This is a genomic window from Aeromonas sp. ASNIH5 (assembly GCF_002902865.1).
Lineage (GTDB): Bacteria > Pseudomonadota > Gammaproteobacteria > Enterobacterales > Aeromonadaceae > Aeromonas > Aeromonas caviae.
This window is the reverse complement of the sequence record NZ_CP026122.1, coordinates 4,658,091-4,684,241: the sequence shown is the minus strand read 5'-3', so window position 1 is coordinate 4,684,241 and position 26,151 is coordinate 4,658,091. Positions and strand designations below refer to the sequence as shown.

Sequence of the window (26,151 nt, the reverse complement as noted above, 5' to 3'; positions counted from 1 at the left end):
TCTGTTCAATCCCCGATCTTGTAGTTTGCGAAAATATCTTCATCAGCACTTGATTTGCTTTCTGCTGATTTGTTCTGTTTTGCGAGTGCCTCGGTCACAGTCTTGGTGATATGGTTCTGAATATCCCGCTTCTGCTGGTTAGCTGCGATTTTCGCCTCAACCTTGACCGCCAGAATATCGACGAACTTATCTAGGTCTGCGTTTGTCAGCATTTGAATGTTACCGTGTAATTGGCTCATGTCTTATCCCTCTGGTTTAGTTTCAACTCTAAAGCCTCGAACCGCTCACACAATTCGGTGCTTTCTAAAATTCGATATTCACGCTCAATTCCATCGAGTAGAAGAAGCGCAATATCAGCGGGCAATCTGCCAGTGATTGCAGCCTGATTAATCAATGCCGCTCTCTGGCTTGCTGTCATACCTTGCAAGGCATCAGCATCGATCAGTGTTACTGCCTCATGGCTGGAGCGAATGGGCGGGATGGTCTTTGATAGCAAGAGAGCGCAGGCTTGCAGGTCGCCACCTTTTGCCAACTCTGCCACCGCTTGGATTGCCCCATCTTCGCTACCAAAAACGCCTGCAATGACTCGTCGAACTATTTGCGCTTTCCCTGTACCAGTAGGGCGCCCATTACTATTTCCGGTCTGGCCTTTCTGCCAAGCCATATTAAACCCCCATTGTTTTCGCTCTGTTTTTACAGTGCCTTTATTTTACCATATCGAAAAAGAAGAATGCGGGGCGCTAAAATATTACAAACACAAACTAAAGGTGCATATGCGTATGTTTTATCAGACCCTTGGGATAATGTTCCTGATAGGCGTGTTCGCTTGCTGGTGTGTGGTTAAAACGAAAGTAGAGTAAGCAGCATAAACAGGTTAGGATTACCGAACCTGAAACGGCTTCAACGTGGGGATTACATGGACTTGTTTGATAGTGTGGGAACTCTGGCGTTCATAGTCATCGTTTACTTTCTGCCGCTATTCATTGCCGTATTGCGAAAGCATCGCAACGCAACCGCGATCTCTGCCCTGAACTTGCTGTTAGGCTGGACGGTTCTGGGCTGGATCGGTTCTTTCGTGTGGGCACTGACTGCCAATGTCGAAGGCAGCCAAACAAAGAGCAGCTAGCCAAGGGGAAGGGCTCAGACTGATTGCATAAGCCTTGGTTAGCTCTTCATAACAAAAACCCGCAAAGTGTTCTACAGTGCGGGTTTCATGGGTTTATTCAGCAGCCTGAATCTCTTCATAGTCTTTGAGGATACCAGCCTGATTCATCCATTGTGGCAAATCAATATCCTTGGCAATAACAGCCCCAATCGATTCATCTACCACATAAAAGCGCCCCAGCTCACCATAGTCGCCGCTGACTTGTGAGAATCGGGAGCGGCACACCTTCTGCTGTTCCTTTTTCAACTTGCGATTCAAGCGCAGCAGTGCGGCGTGTTCAGTGATCATTTTCTTCATCGACTCACCTCAATATCATATTATCACTTTATTACAATATCACTTTATCAATGCGTGCTGCTCGTCGTCAAGCTCTGCATTTTCAGGAGGGTCAGTAAGGCTGGTTCCGATGCTGATGTAGTAGCATCGGCAGCGGCTGACTTACCTGTGACGCTAGCCAAGGGGTGAATCGCCAAGTGCATTACACACATCAAACTTATCAGCCACATCGATTGTCGCTTGACCCCCCAAAGTGATAACCTTCCAAAAAATCTTCAACATGGAGTGATAGCGCAATGAAATTTTATCTAATTCTCGGTATTGGTCTCGGCCTGGCCGGATGTGCAACTAATCAAATTAGCAGCAACTTGAATGGCGTTGATGGCTTAACGCTTAAGCAGGTTAATGGAAATAGTTTCTTAGATCGCTATGAGTTTTCTTCCCAAGCATCAGCATCTTCAGACCTTGCTTTCTGCATTGCCTCAAATTTGTCTAATAAAGATGTTCAACTAAGCGACACATCTAAGAGCTTTGTGGGGCAGGCTTCAGGTAACCTTTACATTGCTGGCGATAAGAACAACTCTGCGGGCGGTGAAGTCATAAAATACAAATCAGATGATGGGTCAAAAGTTGCCGCGCAAGGAAGATCTGATTATTCATTCACATTCGGATTCGCGCCAATTTCCCGCACTGTGCAATTTGATGTCGTAGCTAAAAAAGAGGGTGGAAAACTACTCCTTTCTTTCAGTGAAATTATGCAGGCACAGAAAGAGACAGGCTTTAGTACTAACAATGGATTCCAGCCTGTCGGTGCTTGGGATGGAGCCAATCCAGATATGGCGCTATCGACACTGAAAGATATGGCGACAAAAATTCAGAGCTGTATGAACTAAGTATGGTTGTCAGCTCATTTAGTGGGTCGGGTGTCTTGCAATACAGGGCACCTGTTATGGGTATCGAAATCCAATCAACCTCATGGCTAACCATTTGAATTTTGGTTGCTGTGAACCGGAATTAAAATCCGGTGCCACGAACCCAAAGTAAAGCGATTCATAACCTACAGAAAACCCAGTGGGTTATTTTGGGTTTGCTTGGGTTCGGTTTGGTTAGGCCCTCAGCAGGTTCGATATGATCTCATGGCAATCAACAAGCGCCTGCCTATCATCGCGCTCAAGCATGAATTTAAACGCCGATGCGGCCTCTTCCTTGCTTCTGGGGCGAATCTTAGCCATTAGCCGCCATAGGTACTGCTCACGCTCGTAGGACTCTTGGCACGTATCATCATCAACGGAACTTTTTAATCGCCACAGGTCTCTCCAGAATGTGAACTCAAGAATGCAGCCTTCAATTGTGCTGGGGATTAAATGGGGGTACTGCTCAAAGCGAGAATCCACCTCTTGCGGGTCAAGAAAGCCAAATTTCCCACGCTCCAGCCCCTTTAGCGCCTCAATGCAAAAATACTCTTGCTTTGCAGGCTCGTGAATATCATCACCGAATATGGCTACAGCCTCACAGGCACGAACCCTTTTCTGTATCGCCCTTTCCGCTCTGCCCTTCAAGTCATCCCAACCAAGGCCAGCAAAGGCGGCGGCCATAGCGTTCCCAGTCTTAGCCAGTACGGAACTTGAATAACGCTTCGCCAGCTCTTCAGGGGTTGATTCCATCCTTTCAGCGGCAGTCATCGCCTGACCAATCAATACAGGGTCTCCGCCGTCAATAACCTCAAGCAGCCATAGAAAGGCGTCAACCTCTCGATCACCTGTCTGGGTTCGCTGTTCAGGCAACTGAAACGCCACTAACTGCGTTCCCGCCGCTTCTTGGGGCTCTGGTAGCACAAAGAATGCTGCGTGTTCAGAATTGGGCACAGGAGCTTTAACGCCTGCACGAAAACAGATTGTTCTGACTGTCCCCAGTGGTATCTCGGTGATTGCTGCAATCTCTTTTAGCGAATGCGTTCGCCGCATTTCAACAATCCGATCTTTCTGCTCTTGCGTCAGCCTAACCATGCTTTCCTCTAATGAATATGGGGTGTATTCATTGTATCAAATTTAGGATTCCAATTTGCTAGAAAACCATTTAGCTGTATCGCAAGGTGTACTGTCCGCTGTATCACCAGTTAACCAAACCAGCGCCAGATAAGGGCGTGATGATGGCTCTAAGCTGTACCGCCTGCTGTATCAGTCACCAGCTAACCAACGCAATAATGCGTTCGTTATGCGTTCGCATTGCCTTTGCATTGCAATCGCTCAGGAGGCGGCAGAATTGCGCACTCCATTTGTGTTCTTTCACGCTGGCAAAGTATGCTTGCCTTCTGCCTGCCCTCAATAACTATCAAAAACCTCGTAAGCCTTGCGCACCAATGTTTCCAGCCTGCCCTTTGCCTGCCCTAATCTGGCAGTCTGCTGGTTGTTTGCTGGTTGTTTGCTGGTTGTTTGCCTGTTAAACGTGGTTTTTTGGAATCGCTGTAAGCATTGCGGCGCAAGGGCTGGCAGCCTGTTGTTTGCCTGTTAATGGTCGCGGAAAGTTGTTTATGTGACGTACCAGCCGTTAACCAGTCGTGCACGATTCGTGCTCGTTAGTGTGGCCGGTTGCCAGGGGAGGTTATTACCGTTCATCGTTTTGATATGCGATTAACGGCTCTGTAGCAGCCCTAGAATCAATCCTATTTTGTGCTGGTGGGTCTGTATGGACTGACGCATTAAAATTGAATCTAGCGGCTCCTGTGACTTGTTAGTAGGCGTAACCATCGTTATCAAATCCGTGGCAGTCTACCAGTAGGTGCAAATGGTCAAAGTTACTGTCGTTCGTGAATGTGGCGCACAGGTGATTAAGAGTGACGCGCTTCGCCTTAGCCAATGGGCCATCCAGCATGTCAAAGAAGTGCTGTTCCATATGCCCAGTGTTCGCTCTATCGTTGAAGATGGACGCCAATGCGTATTCACACTCCTGCCATTGACGCGTGTGCATTCTGTTTGTGTAGATATTGGTAAGACCTTCCTCTCTTCGTAACCGATTCATGATTTTAATGGCTTGCTTGCAGAGTGGGTAATCATCACCAAGCTCGTCAGGCAATGGCAAACCTTCCTTGCTGTTCTTCTCTGCCAAACCGTCTTTGCTTTCATGGCCTTCAGCTTTGGATGAATCATCATCCTTTGAATCAGCAGTCGAGACAGATACGTTTTTTGCTGGCAAAAAATGCCATGTAGTGTCGGTTACATCAGTGATTACAGAAGAGATTACATCTGGTATTGGTCGGACAGATTCGGTAAATGCATTCACCGTTTTTGACAAATGCATTTCCCGTTTTTGACAAATGGCCTCTGGTGCGGGTTGTAGGCCGATTTTCATTTCTTCTCCGCCGCAACTCTCACTCTCACCCACTGATCCATTGCCGCTATCATCATTGGCTGACGTGACAAACTCAGGCTCATTGATTGAAAACCATTTTGTCCGGTCGTATTGCTTCCGGTTGTAGTTTGCGGACAGTAGGATTCCGCTAGCCTCTAGGGCAGCAGTAATTCTGGCGATCTTTCGCTCATTCCAAAACGGGAAAATCTCAGCAAACGCCCTTGAGCTATTGAACGTCCAAACACGGCCATCGTGGATGTTTGATTGCGCCTCGATGTTCTTGCGAAGCCAGAAGCGAATGTTACTCAGGAAAACGGCCCCTTCAACGCCATGTGCTATCGCGTCGCAGACCTCAAAGTGGAATTTCTTTGCTGATTCATCAGTCATTCGTTGTCACCTGCAAAAAAGTGGCTACCACGCCACAGATAAAAAAAATGCCCCGTTGGGCATGTGGTAGTCTCGACGGGGCAGCAGGTAACGCGCTTATCTTACTCCGCCCAACTAATCCAGACAACCGCACGCAACGGGAAAAAAGGGTAGGAAATCCTACCCTTTTGTTTCTTGTTTACGCCGCCTTGCCATCAACTGCTGGTAGTTCGACTAGGAACCACCCCCACGACTCGTTATGTTTCGTCAGCACCTGCTTTTCAATTTGCAGGCCAATGGGAAGCAGCTTCTTGTTCAGCATCCGGCTTATGCCCGCAGGATTGTTTGACGGCCTGAGCATGGCGGGAAGCTCGTGCGTCAAGATGCCTGGATTTCGTGCCACAACGCGCACCCAACTTGCGTATTTGGTGCACAGCAGCTTGCACACTCGATCTAAATCCTCATCACTCAGGATGACAATATTGTTAGGAATCATGCTCATGACATCACCATCCCCAGCAGGTTCAGCCCTGCGGTGATGAGTGCAAGTGCGGTGATGGTACGATCAAGGTTGATTGCATCAAGAATTCGAGTAAACTTCATAAAGCCCCCTAAGGCATTTGGTTTGTGTGACGCTCTAACGTCACTCACATTCAGGATTGAAGCGGGTTGGCGCCCGTTTCCCTCCATCTTAAGGCCCGTCATCATGGCGGGCTTTTTCATTTGCCGCCCTCACGAAGCGACTCTTGCCATGCCAAGAAATCAGCGACCGTCACCCCCAGTACTCGATCCCCCTGCATCAGGCACTTGGGTGCCCTGCCCATCTTACGGTCTCTCCAGAACTTCGATCTGCTCGACTGCGTCAGCTCCAATACTTGCCCGATCTTCAGAATCGTGTGACCGCTTAGATTCTCAATTTGCATAAAAACCCCCAAAATGGTTGTAATAGTTTAAGTGGTGTATTACTATTACAGTCGGACATGTCTTTACCGACTGACAGATGGGATAATAACACATCTTTTGTCGGTTTCGTGCAATCTGTGCCACTTCGGATCTATTTGCCTGTTTTTTATCCAGCCATACGCCAAAACGGCCCACGCAATCGAGCTGTGAGCCGCCAATACTTTCCTGTAATCCTATCTACTCGCGCCCAATTGCACTACGTTATCCGGCACTGACTCCGGCTCTTTGGCTACGTTGGCGGCTATCCAGTCGCCCCACCCCAGAAACAGCGCCCGCAACTTCTCGCTCATGCCACCCACTTGATAGGTGCGGATCAATCTATCTTTCGGCAAATGGTTGAGCATCAACTCAATCAGGCGTTCTGGGGCATCCAAATATTCCGCCGCGCCCGTTGCTACAGTGCGGCGCAGGTCGTGTACGCTGAAAGGCTCAAGCTCGGCAAGGTGCTTGTTTCTGACTCGCTCTAGCGCTTTGGTGAGAGAGTCACCTGTAATCGGGTGCCCTGCCTTGCTGGTGGACTCAAAGATAAAGGGGCCACCAGAGAGCGACCTTTGTTTTTCGATAATCTCTAGCGCCAGCGGGCTCAAGGTTACAACGTGGGCGTGCCCGTTCTTGGTCTTTGGGATTGTCCAGCGGTCTCCATTGATTTGGTCAAATCGCATCTGGACAGCCTCAGAGCGTCGAACGGCGGTAAGTGTTATCAAGCGCAAGCAATTAGCCACCGCTGGCGATAGAACCACGTTAGATGCAATCCCGCGACCACCAGCAGCCACAGAACCACCGCCAGAGGTCGCCTGTTCAAGTGCTGCCCATAACTGGCTCAATTCATCGCGATTCAGCCAGCGCTTGCGAGGCTTACCCATAGACGCGCCAAACATGGCTGGTTTGAGTAGGCGGGCGGGATTCAATTCGATATGGCCTTGCAGTACGGCATGGTCAAGGCACTGGTTCAGCAATATCAGCCCTTTTCGTGTTCCCTCAGTGCTGCCTACATGGCGGAAATGTTCATACAGTGAAGCGCGGCTAATGTCACACACCCGCTTATTGCCTAGCGCCTTCTCGATGTGGCGGGTAAACGTGCCCTCATAATCGCTCAGGGTGCGCGGGCCTATCGGTTTTTGTGACTTGGAACGCATCGCCAGCCAGTCACGGTAACAGGCGGCAAGCGTGGGCATCTCAAGATTCGCCAGTTTGGTTTCTTGTGCCACCTGTCTAGGGTCTATGCCTTGCCGCACAAGCGCCGTAGCTTCTTTGTGTGCCGCTCTGGCTTCTGCAAGTGTGACTCTTGGGTAATAGCCAATCACAAGATCGTGCTGCTTATCGGCTAGCCGGAATCTGTAAACGAATCTCTTTTTGCTATTGGCGCGAACTTCAATATGCAAGCCTCCGCCATGCTTTGATTGCACACTGAACCGCTTAACGCTCTTGCCCTCATCGACGGCTAAAGCGCTGATTTCACGATCCTGCTTGATTATCTTGCCACTCATCACAGCCCCCAGATTTGGCCCAACACTGGGCCCAACAAAGGACATGCTATTAAATGAAACATGACAAGACAAGATGAGATGCAAAATTAGAAACTATTACAGCAATTACAGGGCCTTATGGTGTAATTTGTGGTGTCTCTGGAATAGCTTGATACACAATGAAACGTCACTATTGCGCATTCGTAATGCGAAGGTCGCAGGTTCGACTCCTGTTTCCGGCACCATGTAAAACAAAGGGTTAGCTTCGTTCAGACGCTAACCCTTTGTGCTTCTTGTGATGTGGGCCCCGTCAGGGACCCTGATTATCCCGCGAGCGCCCAGCCCATTTCTTTCATATACCGGCGATGTCCGGATCTTCCATTCTGCCCCTGACACGCCCGCCGGGAGGCTGAGCAATCAAGGCGTGAGCCCCAGGCGAATGGCCCCAAGATGGCGGCACCTGGCCGGGCTTTGGCCGCTCGGGTGCGTCTTATTGCACGGCATAGATCTGGTCGAACACCCCGCCCTCCTTGAAGTGGGTGCTCTGGATAACAGGCCACTCGCCAAAGGTCTTCACCACGTTGAGGAAGGTGGCGTTCGGGAAGCGATCGGCAAATTCGGCGAGGATAGCAGGGCTTCGCGGGCGCAGGTAGTTGTTGGCGGCGATGCGCTGGCCTTCGTCAGACCACAGGTAGGCCAGGTAAGCCTCGGCCTCCTTGCGGGTGCCCTGCTTGTCGACCACCTTGTCGACGACCGCCACCGGGAGCTCGGCCACGGCGGTGACGCTGGGGTAGACCACCTCGAAGCTGCCGCGGCCGAACTCGCGGGCGATCATCTCGGCTTCGTTCTCGAAGGTGACCAGCACGTCGCCTATGCGGTTCTGGATGAAGGTGGTGGTGGCCGCGCGGCCACCGGTGTCGAGCACGGGGACTTGCTTGAACAGCTTGCCGACGAACGCCCTGGCCGCCTTCTCATCGCCCCCCTGCTCCAGTACATAACCCCAGGCCGACAGGTAAGTGTAGCGGCCGTTACCCGAGGTCTTGGGGTTGGGCACTATCACCTGCACCCCCTCCTTGAGCAGATCAGGCCAGTCCTTCAGCCCCTTGGGGTTGCCCTTGCGCACGATGAACACAGTGGCCGAGGTGAAGGGCGCGCTGTTGTCCGGCAGGCGGGCCGCCCACTCTTTCGGGACCAGGCCGCCATGCTCGGCCAGGGCGTTGATGTCGGTGGCCATGTTCATGGTGATGACATCGGCGGGCAGGCCGTCGATGACTGCCCGCGCCTGCTTGCTAGAGCCGCCGTGGGACATATTGATCTGCAGCGGCTCGCCGCCTTCCGCCTGCCAGTGTTTCTGGAAGGCGGCGTTGTAGTCCTTGTAGAAGTCGCGCATCACGTCGTAAGAGGCGTTGAGCAGGGTGGCGGCCTGGGCCATCGGGGTGAGGGCCAGTCCTGCGGCGAGCAGGGTGGCGGGCAGGAGTCGTTTCATTGCACGTCCTTGGAATGAGAGTCGAGTGACCAACTATAAGAGCCACCCATTTATTCTTTGAAAGAATAATTAGTGCGCAGCTTATGCGATTAATGGCATCCCCTCGGCCGGACTCAGCGAACGAGCCGGATGCCGGCTGCGAGTCGGTCGCCGGTTTTCTCTGGCCGGTGATTACGGTAAGGGCCGGTGCACATCATGGAAGGCGCTTGTGCAGCGCTTGCTCCCGGTCTGGGCGGGTTTATCCCCGCAACCAGGCTGGGCTTTGCATGGTCAATCGCACCTAAAAAAACAGGGCGAACCAGATGGTTCGCCCTGTGGCTGTCACGCTGTCAGCGAGAGAGACTAGCCCTGCCCTTCGGATGCCGCCGGGGCCTCCTTGGGGGCCTGCCAGCCGCCACCGACCGCCTTGTAGAGAGCAACCTGGTTGCTGAGCTGAGCCAGGCGGGTGCTGATGAGCCCCTGCCGCGCGCTGAACAGGGAGCGCTGGGCATCCAGCCTCGTCAGATAACTGTCCACCCCCTGCTCGTAGCGGAACTCCGCCAGCTTGAAGTAGGTCTGGTTGGCATCCACCAGATCCTGCTGGGCCTGCAGTTGCTGCTGGTAGTCCGCCTGGGCGCCGAGCGTATCCGCGACCTCCTTGAAGGCGGTCTGGATGCTCTTCTCATAGCTCGCCACCGCCTGTTTGGTGCCGACCTCGGCCACATCCAGATCCGCAATGCGCTTGCCACCGTCGAAGATGGGCAGGTTTATCTGGGGCATGAAGGTCCAGGTGCCGGTGCCGCCGTCAAACAGCCCGCTCAGCTGGTTGCTGGCGGTGCCCGCCGTCGCGGTCAGCGAGATGGTCGGGAAGAAGGCGGCACGGGCCGCGCCTATATTGGCGTTGGCCGCCTTCAGGCTGTGCTCCGCCGCCAGTATGTCTGGCCGCTGTTGCAGCAGGCTGGAAGGGGCCCCCACCGGGATGGCGGCCAGTTGCACCTCGGCCAGGGTCGCCGGTTGCCCCTCCAGCACCGGCACTTCTGTGCCGAGCAGCAGAGCCAGACCGTTTCGGTCCTGTTTCACCTGACGCTGGTATTGCGCCTGGCTGACCCGGGCGTTCTCAAGGGCCGTGCGCCCCTGCGCCAGCTCCATCTCGGAGGCCGCCCCCAGCCGGTACTTGTGCTGGGTCAGGGCATAGCTCTCCTGCTCGGTCGCGAGCGTCGCCTGGCTCAGCGCCAGCAGCTCCTGATCCGCCAGCAGGGTGAGGTAGGCATTCGCCACCGAGGCGATCAGCGCTATCTGGGTGCTGCGCTGGGTCTCGATTTGCGCCAGGTAGTTCTCCAGCGCCTGATCTTTCAGGCTCTGGATCCGGCCAAACAGATCCAGCTCATAGGCGGTGATGCCGATGTCGGCGCCGTACTGGCTGCTGATGCTCCCCTGCCCCGTGCTGCTGAGATCGTCGGATCCCTGCTGACGGGTGCCGGAGCCGCTGGCGGCCAGGGTCGGCAACTGGGCCGCCCGCTGGATCCGGTATCTGGCCTCATAGGCCTCGACGTTGAGGGCCGCGAGCCGCAGATCCCGGTTGTTCTCGAGCGCGGTGTCGATCAGCTTTTGCAGTGCCGGATCCAGAAACTGTTGCTGCCAGGGCGCCAGCGCCCCCTGGGTGGATAGGTTCTCTTGCCAGGAGGCGCCTTGCGGCACCTCGGGGCGTTGGTAATCGGGGGCCATGGAACAGGCCCCCAGCAGCAGCGTCACACTCAGGGCGACCAGGGTCTTAGTCATGTTGGGTCTCCTTGGTCAGCGCGGCGCGCTCCTCGACTGAACTCTGCTTGGTGAAGTAACGCATCACCAGCACGAAGAAGAGCGGCACGAAGAAGATGGCGAGCACTGTGGCCGTGATCATCCCCCCCATGACGCCGGTGCCGATGGCGTTGCGGCTGCTGGCGCCGGCACCAGTGCTTATCACCAGCGGCAAGACGCCGAGGATGAAGGCAAGGGACGTCATCAGGATCGGACGCAGACGCTGGCGGGAGGCTTCCACCACCGCATCGCCGAGCTTCATCCCCTTGTCATGGAGCTCCTTGGCGAACTCCACGATCAGGATGGCGTTCTTGGCCGAGAGCCCGATAGTGGTGAGCAGGCCCACCTGGAAATAGACGTCATTCTCCAGGCCCCGCAGGGTGGCCGCCAGTATGGCGCCCAGCACCCCGAGCGGCACCACCAGCATGACAGAGAACGGAATGCTCCAGCTCTCGTAGAGGGCCGCCAGACAGAGGAAGACCACCAGCAGCGAGATGGCGTAGAGCGCCGGCGCCTGGGAGCCTGCCTGACGCTCCTGGAAGGAGAGCCCCGTCCACTCGATGCCGATACCTTCCGGCAGCTGTTTCACCATCTGCTCTATGGCAGCCATGGCGTCACCCGTACTCTTGCCGGGGGCCGCTTCACCGACTATCTCCATGGCGGAGACGCCGTTGTAGCGCTCCAGACGGGGCGAGCCGAAGCTCCACTCGGTGCTGGCGAAGGCGGAGAAGGGCACCATCTGGCCCGCACTGTTACGCACGTACCACAGCTTCAGATCCTCCGGGTTCATCCGGAAGGGGGCATCCGCCTGCAGGTAGACCTTCTTGACCCGGCCTCTGTCGACGAAGTCGTTCACGTAAGAAGAGCCCCAGGCCGCCGACAAGGTGTTGTTGATGTCGCTGATGGAGAGCCCCTGAGCCAGCGCCTTCTCGTAATCTATCTTGATGTCGAGCTGGGGGGTGTCTTCCATCCCGTTCGGGCGCACCCGCACCAGGTTGGGATCCTGCGCCGCCATGCCGAGCAACTGGTTACGGGCCTGCATCAGTTTCTCGTGCCCCAGACCACCGCGGTCCTGCAGGAAGAAATCGAAGCCGGTGGCCGTGCCGAGTTCCGGGATGGGAGGCAGGTTGAAGGCGAAGACCTGCGCCTCCTTGATGCTGAACAGATAGCCCATGGCGCGGCCTATGATGGCATTGGCACTGCGCTCCTCGCCTTTACGCTCGCTCCAGTCCTTCAACTTGATGAAGGCCATGCCGCTGTTCTGGCCGCTACCGGCGAAGCTGAAGCCCGCCACCGTCAGCACCGAATCGACGTTGTCCTTCTCGTTCTTGAGGAAGTAGTCGCGCATGTCGGCCAGCACCACCTCGGTACGCTCCTTGGTGGCCCCCACCGGCAGCTGCACCATGGACATGATGACCCCCTGATCCTCTTCCGGCAGGAAGGAGGTGGGCAGGCGCATGAAGAGCACCGCCAGCACCGCCAGCATGGCCAGATAGATGATGCTGTAACGGGTCCCCTGCTTGATCACCTTGCGCACGCCGTTCTGGTAACGGTTGGCATTGGTGTCGAAGAAGCGGTTGAACCAGCCGAAGAAGCCGCGCTGGGCACCGAACTCCCCGTGCTTCATGGGTTTGAGCAGGGTGGCACAGAGCGCCGGGGTCAGGATCAGGGCCACCAGCACCGACAGCACCATGGCCGAGACTATGGTGAGGGAGAACTGGCGATAGATGGCGCCGGTCGAGCCGCCGAAGAAGGCCATGGGCACGAATACCGCCGACAGCACCAGGGCTATGCCCACCAGGGCGCCGGTGATCTGGGTCATGGACTTGCGGGTCGCTTCAAGAGGGGAGAGCCCCTCCTCGCTCATCAGCCGCTCCACGTTCTCCACCACGACGATGGCGTCATCCACCAGCAAGCCGATGGCGAGCACCAGACCGAACATGGTCAGGGTGTTGATGGAGAAGCCGAAGGCCGCCATGACCCCGAAGGTACCGAGCAGCACCACGGGCACCGCTATGGTCGGGATCAGGGTCGCCCGGAAGTTCTGCAGGAACAGATACATGACGCAGAACACCAGGAAGATGGCCTCGATCAGCGTCTGCACCACCTCCTCGATGGAGATCTTCACGAACGGCGTGGTGTCGTAGGGGTAGACGATCTTCATGTTGGCCGGGAAGTAGCCCGACAGCTCATCGAGCTTGCCGCGCACCTCGTCCGCGGTATCCAGGGCATTGGCCCCGGTGGCCAGCTTGATCGCCAGCGCCGCCGTGGCCTGACCATTGTAGAGGGCGGAGGCATCGTAGCTTTCGCCGGCGAGCTCGACCCGGGCTACGTCCTTGAGCAGCACCTTGGAGCCGTCCTGGTTCACCCGCAGCAGTATGTTGTTGAACTCCTCCGGGGTGGAGAGACGGGTCTGTCCCATGATGGTGGCGGTGAACTGCTGATCGTTCACCGCAGGGGTGCCCCCCAGCTTGCCAAAGGCCACCTGGGCGTTCTGGGCCTGGATGGCGGCCTGCACGTCTCCCGGGGTCATTTGTACCCGGTTGAGCTTGTGGGGATCCAGCCAGACACGCATGGAGTACTGACTGCCGAACAAGGTGATGTCACCCACCCCATCCAGTCGGCTCAGGGGCTCCTTGATGTTGGAGACCACGTAATCGGCGAGATCGTCGTTGGTCATGCTGCCATCGGTGGAGATGAAGGCGGCCACCATCAGGAAGCTGCTGGAGGTCTTCTGAACCCGCACACCCTGCTGTTGCACCTCTTGGGGCAAGAGCGACATGGCCTGCTGCAACTTGTTCTGCACCTGCACCTGGGCGATGTCGGGATCGGTGCCCGGCTTGAAGGTGAGGGTCACGCTGACGTTGCCGGAAGAATCGGACTGGGCAGACATGTAGAGCAGGTGATCCAGCCCCGTCATGTTCTGCTCGATGATCTGGGTCACCGAGTCTTCCACCGTCTTGGCGGACGCCCCCGGGTAGCTGGCGGAAATGCCGACGGCCGGCGGGGCTATGGTCGGGTACTGGGCGACCGGCAGGCCTATGATGGCCATGGCCCCGGCCAGCATGATCACCAGGGCAATCACCCAGGCGAAAATGGGTCTGTCTATGAAAAATCGTGCCATGAGGCGACTACTCCATCCTACTGCTTGGTGACCTGGGTCTGATCGGCTTGTGCTGTCGTGGTGTTGCTGGCGCGCTCAGCGGGCGCCACCAGGGCACCGGGTTTGACCTTCTGCAGACCAGCCACTATCACCTTCTCGCCGGCCTTGAGGCCGGACTCCACCACCCAGCTGTCGCCAACCACGCGGCTGAGCTGCACTTCCCGCAGCTCGACCTTGTTGTCCGCGGTCACCACCATGACGGTGGCGCCGCCTTTGGGTGTGCGGGTCACGGCGGTCTGCGGCACCAGCAGGCCTTGCGGGCGCTCGCCCTCTTGCAGGGTGGCGCGCATGAACATGCCGGGCAGCAGCAGATCATGGGGATTCGGGACCAGGACCCGCAGGGTCACCATGCCGGTGGTCTCGTCCACTGTCACGTCGGAGAACTGCAATGAGCCCTCTTCGCTGTACTGGCTGCCATCTTCCAGCTGGAAGTGCACCTTGGCGCCCTTGCTCTCGTCCTGGACGAGCTTGCCGGCAGCAACCTGGCGCTTGAGGCGCAGCAGATCGGCGGTGGACTGGCGCACGTCCACATACATGGGATCGAGCTGGGAGATGGAGGTGAGGCTGTCCGCCTGCTGGGCGGTGACCAGGGCACCCTCGGTCACCGCAGACTTGCCGATGCGACCGCTGATGGGGGCGGTGATCTTGGTATAGGCCAGGTTGATGTTGGCGCTCTGCAGGGCGGCCTTGGCGGCCCCGATCTCGGCAACCTGCTGTTTCCAGGCTGCGTCGGCGTCGTCATACTCCTGACGGCTGATGGCTTTCACCTTCACCAGCTCGGCATAACGCTGGGCCTTGAGACGGGCGCTCTGCTCGTTGGCCTGTGCCTTGGCCAGGTTCGCCTTGGCGCTGGCGACGGCGGCCTGATAGACGGCGGGATCGATCTGGTACAGCAACTGGCCGGCCTTGACGTCGCTGCCTTCGGTGAACAGGCGCTTGAGGATGATGCCATTCACCTGGGGACGCACCTCGGCTACCCGCAGGGGGGCGGTGCGGCCGGTGAGCTCGGACATGAGTTGCAGCGGTGCGGCATGGAGAGTGACCACGTCCACGGCGGCAGGCGGCATCTCGCCCGCCCCTTGCCCGGCCTCGCCCTTGTCGCCACAACCAGCCAGCAGGCCGCTTGCCAACAAGGCAAGGCCCACCGAACGTGCGAGAATGTGTTTATGCATGGAGTTTCTGAGCCTCTGTTTCAAACAAAAAAAACCACAAAACCACAGGGTTTATAGGGCCCCTGTTGGTAAAACTGCGAAGATGAGGCAATATACATACATTCATAAATGTATGTAAGTAACTTTTTCCCCTTTTAACAGGTACAGATCCGATGGCCAGAAGAACCAAAGAAGAAGCGCAGCAGACCCGCTGCCACATCATGAGCACGGCCCTGAATCTGTTCTGCCAACAGGGATTGGCGAAGACCAACCTGACCGACATCGCCAAGGCGGCAGACCTTACCCGGGGTGCCATCTACTGGCACTTCAAGAACAAGGAGGAGCTGTTCGTCACCCTGTGGGAGGAGCTGTGCGCCCCCCTCTCCCACCAGCTCGATGCCTGTGTGGATGAGCAGGAGCCGGATCCCCTCGGCAAGCTGCGCCTCTTCCTCAAGGAGGTGATATGCAAGATCAGCACAGAACCCGCCCACCAGCAGATGTTCACCATCATGTTCAATCTGGAGTCGCTGGAAGGAGAGGCCATCTCCCTGCGGGATCACATGCGTCAGCAATCCATCAACTTCTTCCGGGATCTGGAGATCACCCTGGGCAACGCCGTGCGCCTCGGCCACCTGCCCCAAGGGCTGGATCTGCGCCGCGCCACCACGCTGCTTCACTGCACCCTGGATGGCTACATCATCAACTGGCTGCACTTCCCGGAGCGCATCAACCTTGTTCAGGAGGCCGACTTCCTGCTCGACACCCTGTTCGGCCTGCTCGCCAACCCCTCGCCCTCGCTTCTGCGCCGTCCCTGATGGCGCTGGTTGCGCGCTGGGCCGGGGAGGATCCTCAGCAGATCTGAACAGAGCGGGGCAAATTTGCTAGAGTAGCCGCCCACCTTAGAGACGAGCCCTATGCCACTGTCACTCTCACCCGCCCAAGGCACCCAAAGCGCTGCCCTTCAGGCGCCCCGCCCCGCCCTCATCGGCCAGGCCCACTCCCCCTTCCTGGCCCGCCTGCAGCCGGGCGCCCATCTGCTGGAAGCGGGCTGCGGCGCGGGGGAGGATCTGCACCATTTTCGGACGCTGGGGTTCATGGTCACCGCCTTCGATGCCAGCCTGAGTCAGGCCAGCGCCGCCTCGCGCCTGTGCGGCCAACCGGTGCGGGTCTGCCGCTTCGAGCAGATGCACAACGTGCTGCCCTATGACGGCATCTGGGCCAGCGGCTCGCTGCCCTGCCTGACCGAGGATGAGCTGGCCCCTGCCCTGATGCACCTCGCCGGCCTGCTCAAACCCCAGGGGCCCCTCTACTGCTCCTTCCCCTATGGCGAGAGTGAACCCGCCAGCCCCTTGCCCCCCTCACAGGAGGAATATCCGCTGCTGACCCGGCTCGATGAGGCCCGGATGACGCAGCTGATCGCCCCCCTGCCGTTTGAGCTGCATCAGAGCTGGTGCAGCCAGGATGCGGTGCACGGCCGCTGGCTCCATGCCCTGCTGATCCGCGACCCCAATCCAGCCACAATTAATCAATATCGCGGCCGTCGATCCAGACAGGGTGCCCGACGTGATTCAGCATCCAGGTAACAATATTTAACTCTGAGTTAACCAGGTGATGGCAGACAAGATGCGGCATTTGTGTTAAAAGGCGGCATTAAAATCAAGATTAAATAACAAAACAGACACCAACACCTGGATTCCCCCATGAAACTCGTCCTCAATCTGATTGCCGGCATCCTCGCCGGTCTCCTGCTCGGCCTCTACGCCCCGGAATGGGTCGCACGGGTGCTGTTCACGGCCAAGACAGTGATAGGTCAGCTGATCACCTTCACCATTCCGCTCATCATCCTGTTCTTCATCATGAGCGGCATCGCCAGCCTGCCGAAGAACTCCGGCAAGCTGCTCGGCAAGACGGTGGCCCTCTCCTACTGCTCCACCATACTGGCGGGCCTGTTTGCCTTCACGGTGGCGAGCCAGCTGATCCCGCAGCTGACCACGGCCGCCGAGCCCACGGCGCAGGCCGCCATCAAGCTCAGCTCCTACATCAATCTGGAGATACCGCCGCTGTTCGGGGTGATGTCGGCCCTGGCCGCCGCCTTCGTGTTCGGCATCGGCATCAGCGCCACCCAGGCCACCGACCTGCGCCGGGTCGCCGATCAGGGCCGTGACATCATAGACCGCCTGCTGGCCCGCGTGATCATCCCGCTGCTGCCCTTCTACATCGCCGGCGTCTTCGTCGAGATGACGGTGGAAGGCACAGTGTTCGCCACTCTCAAGACCTTCGGCGTGGTGCTGGTGATGGCCATCGTCATGCACTGGCTCTGGCTCTCCGTGCTCTTCATCGGCACCGGGCTGGCGCTGGGCCGCTCCCCCGCCATGCTCATCAAGAACATGCTGCCCGCCTACTTCACCGCACTCGGCACCATGTCCAGCGCCGCCACCATCCCGGTGGCACTGCAGGCCAGCAAGAACAACGGCGTGAGCGACGGCATCGCCAACTTCACCGTGCCCCTGTGCGCCACCATTCACCTCTGCGGCTCCACCATCACCCTGGTAACCTGCGCCACCGCTGTGATGTTCCTCTCCGAGCATCTGGCCATCCCGGGCTATGGCACCATGCTGCCCTTCATCATGATGCTCGGCGTCATCATGATTGCGGCGCCGGGAGCCCCCGGTGGCGGCGTCATGTCGGCGCTCGGCCTGCTCACCTCCATGCTCGGCTTCGGAGAGGCCTCCATCGCCCTGATGATCGCCCTCTACCTGGCCCAGGACAGCTTCGGCACCGCCTGCAACGTCACAGGTGACGGCGTCATCGCCCTCTGGGCCGACCGCTTCGCCCAAGTCGGGGAAACCACGCGTTCCCCCGAGCGCGACGCGGCCTGATCGCACACGCCATAAAAAAACGGGAGCCACTGGCTCCCGTTTTTGTTGATGACTGCCTGTGAAGGAAGGTTCAACCTCGGCGGCGGATAACCCCCTCCTGCGCTGTGCTCGCCACCAGCACGCCGTCGCGGGTGAAGAACTGACCGCGTACCAGACCACGGCCGCCGCTGGCGCTCGGGCTGTCCACCACATAGAGCAGCCAGTCATCCAGCCGGAACTCCCGGTGGAACCACATGGAGTGATCTATGGTCGCTACCTGCATGTCCGGCTCCCAGTAGGAGACCCCGTGGGGCTGCAGGGCGGTCAACAGGAAGTTGAAATCAGAGGCATAGGCCAGCAGGTAGTTGTGCACCCGCTGGTCATCCGGTATCTGCCCATTGGCCTTGAACCAGACGTGACGCAGGGGCGCCTCTATCGCCGGACGGATGGGGTCAACCAGGGTCACCGGGCGGATTTCGATGGGCTGCTCGCAGAGGATCTTGTCGCGCAGGGTGGCCGGGATCAGCTGCTCGTAGGGACGCACCAGCTCCAGCTCGCTCTTGAGCAGTTCAGGCGGGGTGATCCCCACCGGCATTTGGGCCTGATGTTCGAAGCCGCTGGCCTCCACCTGAAACGAGGCATTGAGGTAGAAGATGGGCTTGCCGCCCTGAATGGCCTTGACCCGGCGGGTGGAGACTGTCTGACCGTCGCGGATATTCTCTACGTCATAAACGATGGGACGAGTCACATCCCCGGGGCGCAGGAAGTAGGAGTGGAAGCTGTGGACCTGGCGATCGGCGGCCACCGTCTGCTTGGCGGCTGACAAGGCCTGCCCCATTACCTGTCCGCCAAACACGGCCCGCAGACCGAGATCCTGGCTCTGGCCCCGAAACAGGCCCTCCTCTATTTTCTCCAGCGCCAGCAGTGCCAGCAGCTCATCCAGTACCTTGCTCATTCTTATCTCCTGTATTCAGTGCGGGAAAGGCTAACAAGCCCGCCCCGCCAGGGCAACCTTGCTGACGCCCATTCTCCCGCAGCCACCCTTTTCCGACCTCCTCCTTCAAAAGGGGGAGGAGAATCGCCACAAACAAAAAGCCCGCACCAGATGGTGCGGGCTTTTGCCTGGCCCGGGCCGACCACGTCATGCCACAGGCATAGGCTTACTTGCTGCCGGTGCCGGAGTTGCGGGTCGAGGCTTGCGGCTTGCGGCGGGCAGTGGTGCTGCGAGCGCGCGGCTCCTTGCCCTGCATATCCTTGTGGCGCTTGACGGCACGACGGATCTGGGCGGCCTGCTTGTGGCGGGTGCTCTTGCCATCCTGCTGCAGGTCGACCTTGGACTCGGTCTCGTTGGGCAGGTTGACCAGGCCGCGCAGGTAGTTCACCTCGGGCAGTTTGAGCTCCTGCCAGCCACCGCGGGGGATGCCGCGATCCAGGGTGACGTCACCGTAGCGGATGCGCATCAGGCGGCTCACCTGCACTTCCTGGGATTCCCACAGGCGGCGCACTTCACGGTTGCGACCCTCGGTCAGGGTGACGTTGAACCACTGGTTCAGCCCTTCACCGCCGGCCGGCTTGATCTTGTTGAACCTGGCCATGCCGTCTTCCAGCTGCACGCCCTTGCGCAGGCGCTGCAGCATGGCTTCGGTGATCTCGCCAAAGACGCGCACCGCGTATTCCCGCTCCACTTCGTGGCTCGGGTGCATCAGCCGGTTGGCCAGCTCGCCGTCGGTGGTGAACAGCAACAGACCTGAGGTGTTGACGTCGAGGCGGCCGACCGCAATCCAGCGGGCCCCGTCCATCTTGGGCAGACGATCAAACACGGTGGGACGACCTTCCGGATCGTGACGGGTACACATCTCCCCTTCGGGCTTGTGATACGCCAGCACGCGGCAGATCTGCTCCTCGGCCGCACGGGTCTTGACCTGGTGACCATCCACCCGGATCACGGCGTTCACTTCGACGCGATCCCCCAGCATGGCGACCTTGCCATCCACGCTGACCCGACCTGCGGTGATCAGGGCCTCCATCTCACGACGGGAGCCTTGACCCGCGCGGGCCAATACTTTTTGCAGTTTTTCACTCATCGGGTTTACCTGATTGTTGATCGCTGCCCGCTGACATAGCGGACAACATTGACTCCTGTGACGCGCCCTCTGGGCATCGCCACCACGTTAATGCGCAAGACGGCCTGCCGCTTATTGACCGTCGCTCCCCTCGCCCAGCATGGCCGGCAAGGGGGAGTGCAGTTCGGGATGCAGCTCGGGAAGCTGCTCCAGACTCTGCAGATTGAAATAGTCCAGAAATTCTCGGGTGGTGGCGAGCAGCTCGGGGCGACCCACCACCTCCTTGTGACCTATGCTGCGCACCCAGCCGCGCTCTTTCAGGGTATTCACTATCTGGCTCGATACCGCCACCCCGCGGATGGCTTCTATCTCGGCCCGGGTGATGGGCTGACGATAGGCAATCAGGGTCAGCGTCTCCAACACGGCACGGGAATATCGGGGCGCCCGTTCGCTCCACAGACGCGACAGCTCCTCGGCATACTCCTGGCGGGCCTGGAAGCGCCAGCCGGAGGCAACCTCCTTGAGCTCAACTCCGCGCTCGCTGTAATCCTGCCTGAGCTCCGCCAGCAGCAACTGCACATAGCGGCTGGTCACCGGATAATCGGCCAGTACGCTGCTTTTCAGCTCGCTGACATTGAGCGGACGACCGGCCACAAACAGCGCCGCCTCGATCAGGGTTTTTAATCGTTCAGCAGGCAGCGCCATCACGCATCCCTCCCTGAATCAGGGTCTTGAATCGTTCAGTGGGCAGCGCCACGGTTGCCCTCCCCGTCCGGACTGCCCGGGGCGAACAGCCACTCAGTGTACCTGCTCATGCTCCCCCCCTTCCCCCTGGCTCGCCAGGGCAAAATGGATCGGCCCCAAGGGCTCGGCCTGCAGGATCCAGATAAGCTGCTCCTTGCACAGCTCCAGCAGGGCCAGGAAGGTCACCAGCACCCCCATGCGTCCCTCTTCGGCCCGCAGCACCTGCTCAAGGCGCAGGGTCTGGCCTAGGGAGAGCATGGCGAGGATCTCCGCCATCCGCACCCGGGTCGGGATCTGCTCGCGGCGGATCTGGTGATGTTCAAAATGAGTCGCGCGTTTTACCATACTTTGCATGTAAAGGGCGAGCTCAACCAGCGAAACATCGGGGGTCAGCGGCTTCAAGGCACCAAAATCCGGTGGCAGGGCGGTGGCGATGAAGATCTCCCGCTCCAGCCTCGGCAAGGCGTTGACCCGCTCCGCGCCCAGCTTGTAGCGCTCGTACTCCTGCAGCCGGCGGATCAGGGTGACGCGAGGGTCTTCTCCCTCCTCCTCGTCTTCCAGCTCCGGGGCCTTGGGGAGCAGCAGGCGGGATTTTATCTCCGCGAGCCAGGCCGCCATCAGCAGGTATTCCGCCGCCAGCTCCAGATTGAGCCCCTGCATCAGCTCCACGTACTCCATGTACTGGGCGGTGATCTGCAGGATAGGCAGGTTCAGGATGTCGAGCTGCTGACGCCGGATGAGGTAGAGCAGCAGATCCAGCGGCCCCTCGAAGGTGTCGAGGAACACCTCGAGCGCATCGGGCGGAATAAACAGATCCTGGGGCAGCTCATGGTAGGGCTGCCCCAGCACTTTTGCGATGGGCGAGGGGGCCATAGGCGGGGGAAGCAGGCCCTCCCCCGTCGCACCCGGCGCGATCATCGCCTCGGGTACGGGCTCGGCAGTATCACTCAAACGGCGTCGGATCCCCGGCACCGCGACGGCGCAGCACGGGCTCGTCGTCGGAGAAGTCCACCACAGTGGTGGGCTGCTCACCCAGATAGCCGCCGTTGACCACCAGATCCAGCTGCTTGCCGAGCTTGTCGGCGATCTCTTCGGGGTCGAACTCCGCCATCTCGGAGCCCGGCAGGATCAGGGTGGTGGAGAGCAGCGGCTCACCCAGGGCCTCCAGCAGGGCCAGCGCTATGTTGTTGGCGGGCACCCGGATGCCGATGGTCTTCTTCTTCTCGTTCATGAGGCGGCGCGGCACCTCCTTGGTGGCCTTGAAGATGAAGGTGTAGGGGCCTGGGGTGTTGTTCTTCACCAGCCGGAAGGCGGTGTTGTCCACCTTGGCGTAGGTGGAGATCTCGGATAGATCCCGGCACACCAGGGTGAAGTCGTGGTTCGGATCGATGCGGCGGATGCGGCAGATGCGCTCCAGCGCGTCCTTATTGCCCATCTGGCAGCCCAGGGCATAGCCGGAGTCGGTGGGATAGACGATGACGCCGCCGTTTTGCAGTATCTGCACCGCCTGACCGATGAGGCGAACCTGGGGATTGTCCGGATGTACGTAAAAATGCTGACTCATATGCTCTTCTCGCGATAGGGGCACACCGGGTGCCCGCTTCATGGTCACGGGCCGCCTGGCCCATGACACTACCTTAACCTGTTTGGCACAGACTCGCCCGTACCAAAGACGCGATCCGACCGGATCGGCCTCCTCCTGTCAGCGGCTGGCCAACAGGCTGGCATGCTGCTCCTGGCTGAGCCCGAAGTGATCGGGGTGGCCGAGCCAGAGTGGCATGCCCTCCTTGGGCAGCCACAGATGGCGGCCCAGCTCGGTCCAGTTGGAGGGGAAATGAAAATCCGATCCCACCGAGATGTAGAGATCGTGATCCTTGGCCCACTGGCCGAGATTGGCCCGCTCCTGGGGGCTCTGCTGGGGCAGGGAGACCTCCATGGCATCGCCACCGGCCGCCTTGAAGGCGACCAGCAGCCGCTTGATCCACTTGGCGGTGAGGCTGTAGCGGCTGGGGTGGGCCAGCACCGCCAGCCCGCCCGCGGCGTGAATGGCGGTGATGGCCTCGCCCATCTCGGGCCACTCGGCGGGCACATAACCCTTGTTGCCCCGGCTCAGGTACTTCTTGAATACCTTTTGCATGTTGTCGGCCACCCCGCGCGCCACCAGCACCCGGGCAAAATGGGCCCGGGTCACGGCGGCGTCACCGGCGAGCTGCTTGGCCTCTTCATAGGTGCCCGGGATCTGGCACTTCTCCAGACGGCGCCCTATTTCCAGGGCGCGCGCCTCCCGGCGGGCCCGCTGACCGGCCAGGAAGGCGACCAGCTGCGGATTTTTTTCATCCACCCCGAGCGCCACTATGTGGATCTCGTGGTGCTCCCAACCGGTGGAGATCTCGACCCCGCTCACCAGTCGCAGCGGCAACTGCTCGGCTTTGATCGTTGCACGGACTTCATCAAGCCCGTCAAGGGTGTCGTGGTCAGTGACCGCTAACACTTCCACCCCTTTCTCGGCGGCGCGGCGCACCAGATCGGCGGGGCTCAGCACGCCATCCGAGGCCGTGGTATGACAGTGAAGATCGAATCTCATCGGCTTGTTTCGCTCTCATCAGGGGGCCTGCTTGGGAAAAAGAAGGCAAAAAAGCGACTTGACTTGGCCGCGGCTTTATCGTTTTCTGTAGGCACTTCATTGCAAACATCTTTTTACAGGACTCTATCATGCAAACGACTTCCATCCTGACCATCTGGTGGTGGCACACTCCCTGACATGCGGGCGTGTGGTCGTTGCTGTACCTGTAATCTGACAGCAAATTAAGAACCCAAAGAAAAAGCCCGCTGACCCCAGCGGGCTTTTTTATTATCCGGCAAATGGACCTGTGATGAAACCGACAATTCAGACAAGTGCACTGACATGGCGATGGCGAACTCGCTGACGTGACGAAAACCCAATCCCAATTCGAGAGAAACGCCATGACCATCGGTTACACACAACACATGCAAGGGAAGGCATTATGACAGGCAACAAGACCCGGTTACCCCTGGGCGAATTCGATACCATCAGGCTCAATGCCCCTTATGTGACAGATCCCCTGGCGCTCTACACCCAGCTCTGCCAGCACAACCCCAACAACCTGCTGCTGGAATCGGTGGAGATAGACTCCAAGGCCGGCACCCAGAGCCTGCTGCTGGTGGATGCCTGCCTGCGCATCGAATGCCGTGGCCGCACGGTGCGGGTCCGTGCCCTCACCCGCAACGGCGTCCAGTTGCAGCGCCTGCTCGAGCAGCGCCTACCCGCCGTCATCACCCAGACCCGGGTGGCGGACGAGCTGCAGCTCGACTTCCCGGCCTCCGACCGCACCCTTGACGAAGACAGCCGCCTCAAGGGCAGCAGCGTGCTGGACGTGCTGCGCACCCTGCAACAAGAGCTGCAGTGCCAGCAGGGTAAAGAGGCCCTCTTCATGGGAGGCAGCTTCGCCTACGATCTCATCGCCTCCTTTGAGGATCTTCCCGAGGTGCCGGAAGGGAGCAACGACTGCCCCGACTACTGCTTCTATGTGGCCGAGACCCTGATCACCATAGATCACATCAAGCAGAGCACGGCGCTGCTGGCCTGCCTCTTTGGCGGCGAGCAGGATGAGAGCCAGCTCGATGAGCGTTACGCACAGCTGACTGCGCGCCTCGAGGCCTTCAAACAGGCCTGCCAACAGCCGCAACCGGTGGCGCAAGGTGCCAAGCCCCTCACCGGCAATCTCCATATCGACAAGAGCGACAAGCAGTTCTGCGCCGAAGTGGAGAAGCTCAAGGGCTTTATCCGCCGCGGCGACATCTTCCAGGTGGTGCCGTCCCGCAGCTTCTCCCTGCCCTGCCCCGACCCGCTGGCCGCCTATCGCCGCCTCAAGCAGACCAACCCCAGCCCCTACATGTTCTATGTGCAGGATGAGGGCTTCACCCTGTTTGGCGCCTCCCCGGAGAGCGCGGTCAAGTTCTGTGCCGCCAGCCGCCAGGTGGAGATGTACCCCATCGCCGGTACCCGCCGCCGCGGCCTCAACCCCGATGGCAGCATCAATCTGGATCTGGACGGTCGCATCGAGCTCGAACTGCGCCAGGACGAGAAAGAGGTGGCCGAGCACCTGATGCTGGTGGATCTGGGTCGCAACGACATCGCACGCATCTCCGAGCCCGGCACCCGCTACGTGAAGGATCTGCTGAAAGTGGATCGCTACAGCCACGTGATGCACCTGGTCTCCCGGGTGGTGGGCCGCCTTCGCTCGGATCTTGATGCCCTGCACGCCTATCAGGCCTGCATGAACATGGGCACCCTGACCGGCGCCCCCAAGCTGCGGGCCAGCGAGCTTATCCGCATGGTGGAAGGCAAGCGCCGCGGCAGCTACGGCGGTGCCGTGGGCTACCTCAACGGCGCGGGGGAGATGGACACCTGCATCGTCATCCGCTCCGCCTTCGTGAAAGCGGGTCTGGCCCATGTCCAGGCCGGTGCCGGCGTGGTCTATGACTCCAAGCCCCAGGCCGAAGCTGACGAGACCCGTGCCAAGGCGGCCGCCGTGCTGGCCGCCATCGCCGCCAGCCATGGCACCTCCCTGCAAGCCCTGAGCGCCCAGCAGGAGCAACATAAGGACGTGAGCCATGACTAACATCTTCCTGCTCGATAACTTCGACTCCTTTACCTACAGCGCCCCGGCCGATCAGTTCCGCACTTCGAAGGAGCAGTCCCATGACTAATATCTTCCTGCTCGATAACTTCGATTCGTTCACCTACAACCTGGTAGACCAGTTCCGCACCCTGGGCTACCCGGTGCGCATCTACCGCAACAGCCTGCCGGCGACCCGCATCATGCAGGAGATAGAAACCTGTGACGGCGATGCTGTGCTGGTGCTCTCCCCGGGACCGGGCGCCCCCCATGAGGCCGGTTGCCTCATCGATCTCATCAAGCTGGCCCGCGGCCGGGTGCCCATCCTCGGCATCTGCCTCGGTCATCAGGCCCTGTGCGAAGCCTACGGCGGCACAGTCGGAGCGGCCGGAGAGATAGTCCACGGCAAGCGCTCGCTGATTGAGCACAACGGCCACGGCGCCTTCGCGGGGCTGCAAAGCCCCTTGCCGGTGGCCCGCTACCACTCCCTGGTGGCGACCTATGTACCCGAAGAGCTGCAGGTGATTGCCCACTATCAGGGCATGCCCATGGCCATAGAGCAACGGGACGAGCGGGTGCTGGGATTCCAGTTCCACCCGGAATCCATCATGACCTCGGAAGGGGCCCGCCTGCTGACCCAGGCCCTCGCCCACATCACCCGTCCAGAAAGCCACGTGCGGTAAGGA

The 26,151-nt window shown here is 59.0% G+C and carries 25 protein-coding genes; 7 read left to right on the top strand and 18 right to left on the bottom strand.

What is annotated here, in order from left to right; all coding sequences use genetic code 11:
* Nucleotides 1-5: 5 nt before the first annotated feature.
* Entirely contained in the window at nucleotides 6-239 is a 234-nt protein-coding gene (locus C2U30_RS22085) for a hypothetical protein (RefSeq protein ID WP_103244574.1), read from the bottom strand.
* Nucleotides 236-664, bottom strand: a complete 429-nt coding sequence (locus C2U30_RS22080; protein ID WP_103244573.1) for a hypothetical protein — start codon at nucleotides 662-664, stop codon at nucleotides 236-238. The genes C2U30_RS22085 and C2U30_RS22080 overlap by 4 nt, the downstream gene beginning before the upstream one ends.
* A 252-nt stretch (nucleotides 665-916) precedes the next feature.
* On the opposite strand from C2U30_RS22080, the gene C2U30_RS22075 reads away from it, so the two are divergent.
* Nucleotides 917-1,126, top strand: a complete 210-nt coding sequence (locus tag C2U30_RS22075; protein ID WP_103244572.1) for a superinfection immunity protein — start codon at nucleotides 917-919, stop codon at nucleotides 1,124-1,126.
* A 93-nt stretch (nucleotides 1,127-1,219) separates the two neighbouring features.
* Here the strand turns inward: C2U30_RS22075 and C2U30_RS22070 are convergent, their stop codons facing one another.
* Nucleotides 1,220-1,462 carry a hypothetical protein gene (locus tag C2U30_RS22070; RefSeq protein ID WP_103244571.1) on the bottom strand — a complete coding sequence of 81 codons (243 nt, stop codon included), beginning with the start codon at nucleotides 1,460-1,462 and terminating at the stop codon, nucleotides 1,220-1,222.
* Between the two features lie 275 nt (nucleotides 1,463-1,737).
* Here C2U30_RS22070 and C2U30_RS22725 point away from each other — a divergent pair, with 275 nt between their 5' ends.
* Nucleotides 1,738-2,334, top strand: a complete 597-nt coding sequence (locus C2U30_RS22725) for a hypothetical protein (RefSeq protein ID WP_143237799.1) — start codon at nucleotides 1,738-1,740, stop codon at nucleotides 2,332-2,334.
* Nucleotides 2,335-2,547: 213 nt separating this feature from the next.
* On the opposite strand, the gene C2U30_RS22065 is transcribed toward C2U30_RS22725, so the two are convergent.
* The 9 genes from C2U30_RS22065 to C2U30_RS22020 all read right to left on the bottom strand — a co-directional run bounded on the left by C2U30_RS22065 (nucleotide 2,548) and on the right by C2U30_RS22020 (nucleotide 15,181).
* Nucleotides 2,548-3,447, bottom strand: coding sequence for a hypothetical protein (locus C2U30_RS22065; protein WP_103244570.1), 900 nt, complete (start codon nucleotides 3,445-3,447; stop codon nucleotides 2,548-2,550).
* Nucleotides 3,448-4,171: 724 nt separating this feature from the next.
* Nucleotides 4,172-5,176, bottom strand: a complete 1,005-nt coding sequence (locus tag C2U30_RS22060; RefSeq protein ID WP_103244569.1) for a hypothetical protein — start codon at nucleotides 5,174-5,176, stop codon at nucleotides 4,172-4,174.
* A gap of 178 nt (nucleotides 5,177-5,354) precedes the next feature.
* A complete protein-coding gene (locus C2U30_RS22055; RefSeq protein ID WP_103244568.1) occupies nucleotides 5,355-5,657 on the bottom strand; it encodes a hypothetical protein in 303 nt (100 codons plus the stop codon).
* A complete protein-coding gene (locus C2U30_RS22050; protein WP_103244567.1) occupies nucleotides 5,654-5,878 on the bottom strand; it encodes a hypothetical protein in 225 nt (74 codons plus the stop codon). Before C2U30_RS22050 ends, C2U30_RS22055 begins: the two co-directional genes overlap by 4 nt.
* A 413-nt stretch (nucleotides 5,879-6,291) precedes the next feature.
* Nucleotides 6,292-7,605: a tyrosine-type recombinase/integrase gene (locus C2U30_RS22040; protein WP_103244565.1), complete on the bottom strand. Its 1,314-nt coding sequence runs from the start codon at nucleotides 7,603-7,605 to the stop codon at nucleotides 6,292-6,294.
* A gap of 469 nt (nucleotides 7,606-8,074) precedes the next feature.
* On the bottom strand, nucleotides 8,075-9,070 hold the full coding sequence (locus C2U30_RS22035; RefSeq protein WP_103244564.1) for a sulfate ABC transporter substrate-binding protein: 996 nt from the start codon (nucleotides 9,068-9,070) through the stop codon (nucleotides 8,075-8,077).
* Between the two features lie 342 nt (nucleotides 9,071-9,412).
* Complete coding sequence (locus tag C2U30_RS22030) at nucleotides 9,413-10,828, bottom strand: efflux transporter outer membrane subunit (RefSeq protein WP_103244563.1); 1,416 nt, start codon at nucleotides 10,826-10,828, stop codon at nucleotides 9,413-9,415.
* Nucleotides 10,821-13,970 carry an efflux RND transporter permease subunit gene (locus tag C2U30_RS22025; RefSeq protein WP_103244562.1) on the bottom strand — a complete coding sequence of 1,050 codons (3,150 nt, stop codon included), beginning with the start codon at nucleotides 13,968-13,970 and terminating at the stop codon, nucleotides 10,821-10,823. Before C2U30_RS22025 ends, C2U30_RS22030 begins: the two co-directional genes overlap by 8 nt.
* Before the next feature lie 17 nt (nucleotides 13,971-13,987).
* Nucleotides 13,988-15,181: an efflux RND transporter periplasmic adaptor subunit gene (locus C2U30_RS22020; RefSeq protein WP_103244561.1), complete on the bottom strand. Its 1,194-nt coding sequence runs from the start codon at nucleotides 15,179-15,181 to the stop codon at nucleotides 13,988-13,990.
* 152 nt (nucleotides 15,182-15,333) lie between these two features.
* Here C2U30_RS22020 and C2U30_RS22015 point away from each other — a divergent pair, with 152 nt between their 5' ends.
* The 3 genes from C2U30_RS22015 (at nucleotide 15,334) to C2U30_RS22005 (ending at nucleotide 18,039) form a co-directional block, all read left to right on the top strand.
* Nucleotides 15,334-15,975: a TetR family transcriptional regulator gene (locus C2U30_RS22015; protein WP_059168626.1), complete on the top strand. Its 642-nt coding sequence runs from the start codon at nucleotides 15,334-15,336 to the stop codon at nucleotides 15,973-15,975.
* Between the two features lie 99 nt (nucleotides 15,976-16,074).
* Nucleotides 16,075-16,743, top strand: a complete 669-nt coding sequence (locus C2U30_RS22010; RefSeq protein WP_103244560.1) for a class I SAM-dependent methyltransferase — start codon at nucleotides 16,075-16,077, stop codon at nucleotides 16,741-16,743.
* Nucleotides 16,744-16,860: 117 nt separating this feature from the next.
* The gene (locus C2U30_RS22005; RefSeq protein ID WP_059168628.1) at nucleotides 16,861-18,039 is read left to right on the top strand and encodes a dicarboxylate/amino acid:cation symporter; all 1,179 of its coding nucleotides are present in this window, start codon (nucleotides 16,861-16,863) and stop codon (nucleotides 18,037-18,039) included.
* A gap of 70 nt (nucleotides 18,040-18,109) precedes the next feature.
* Here the strand turns inward: C2U30_RS22005 and tesB are convergent, their stop codons facing one another.
* The 6 genes from tesB to rnm all read right to left on the bottom strand — a co-directional run bounded on the left by tesB (nucleotide 18,110) and on the right by rnm (nucleotide 23,409).
* Nucleotides 18,110-18,973 (bottom strand): acyl-CoA thioesterase II, encoded by an 864-nt coding sequence (tesB, locus tag C2U30_RS22000; RefSeq protein ID WP_103244559.1) that lies wholly within the window; start codon nucleotides 18,971-18,973, stop codon nucleotides 18,110-18,112.
* A 205-nt stretch (nucleotides 18,974-19,178) separates the two neighbouring features.
* The gene (gene rluB / locus C2U30_RS21995; RefSeq protein ID WP_103244558.1) at nucleotides 19,179-20,102 is read right to left on the bottom strand and encodes a 23S rRNA pseudouridine(2605) synthase RluB; all 924 of its coding nucleotides are present in this window, start codon (nucleotides 20,100-20,102) and stop codon (nucleotides 19,179-19,181) included.
* 111 nt (nucleotides 20,103-20,213) lie between these two features.
* On the bottom strand, nucleotides 20,214-20,786 hold the full coding sequence (gene scpB, locus C2U30_RS21990) for an SMC-Scp complex subunit ScpB (protein WP_103244557.1): 573 nt from the start codon (nucleotides 20,784-20,786) through the stop codon (nucleotides 20,214-20,216).
* Between the two features lie 93 nt (nucleotides 20,787-20,879).
* Nucleotides 20,880-21,776 (bottom strand): segregation and condensation protein A, encoded by an 897-nt coding sequence (locus tag C2U30_RS21985; protein ID WP_199767308.1) that lies wholly within the window; start codon nucleotides 21,774-21,776, stop codon nucleotides 20,880-20,882.
* Nucleotides 21,769-22,389: an L-threonylcarbamoyladenylate synthase gene (locus C2U30_RS21980; RefSeq protein WP_103244556.1), complete on the bottom strand. Its 621-nt coding sequence runs from the start codon at nucleotides 22,387-22,389 to the stop codon at nucleotides 21,769-21,771. Before C2U30_RS21980 ends, C2U30_RS21985 begins: the two co-directional genes overlap by 8 nt.
* A 138-nt stretch (nucleotides 22,390-22,527) precedes the next feature.
* Nucleotides 22,528-23,409 carry an RNase RNM gene (rnm, locus tag C2U30_RS21975; RefSeq protein ID WP_103244555.1) on the bottom strand — a complete coding sequence of 294 codons (882 nt, stop codon included), beginning with the start codon at nucleotides 23,407-23,409 and terminating at the stop codon, nucleotides 22,528-22,530.
* A gap of 421 nt (nucleotides 23,410-23,830) precedes the next feature.
* Between rnm and C2U30_RS21965 the strand changes: the two genes are divergently transcribed.
* Nucleotides 23,831-25,468: an anthranilate synthase component 1 gene (locus tag C2U30_RS21965; protein ID WP_103244553.1), complete on the top strand. Its 1,638-nt coding sequence runs from the start codon at nucleotides 23,831-23,833 to the stop codon at nucleotides 25,466-25,468.
* Between the two features lie 80 nt (nucleotides 25,469-25,548).
* Nucleotides 25,549-26,148, top strand: a complete 600-nt coding sequence (locus C2U30_RS21960; protein ID WP_103244552.1) for an aminodeoxychorismate/anthranilate synthase component II — start codon at nucleotides 25,549-25,551, stop codon at nucleotides 26,146-26,148.
* Nucleotides 26,149-26,151: the final 3 nt, after the last annotated feature.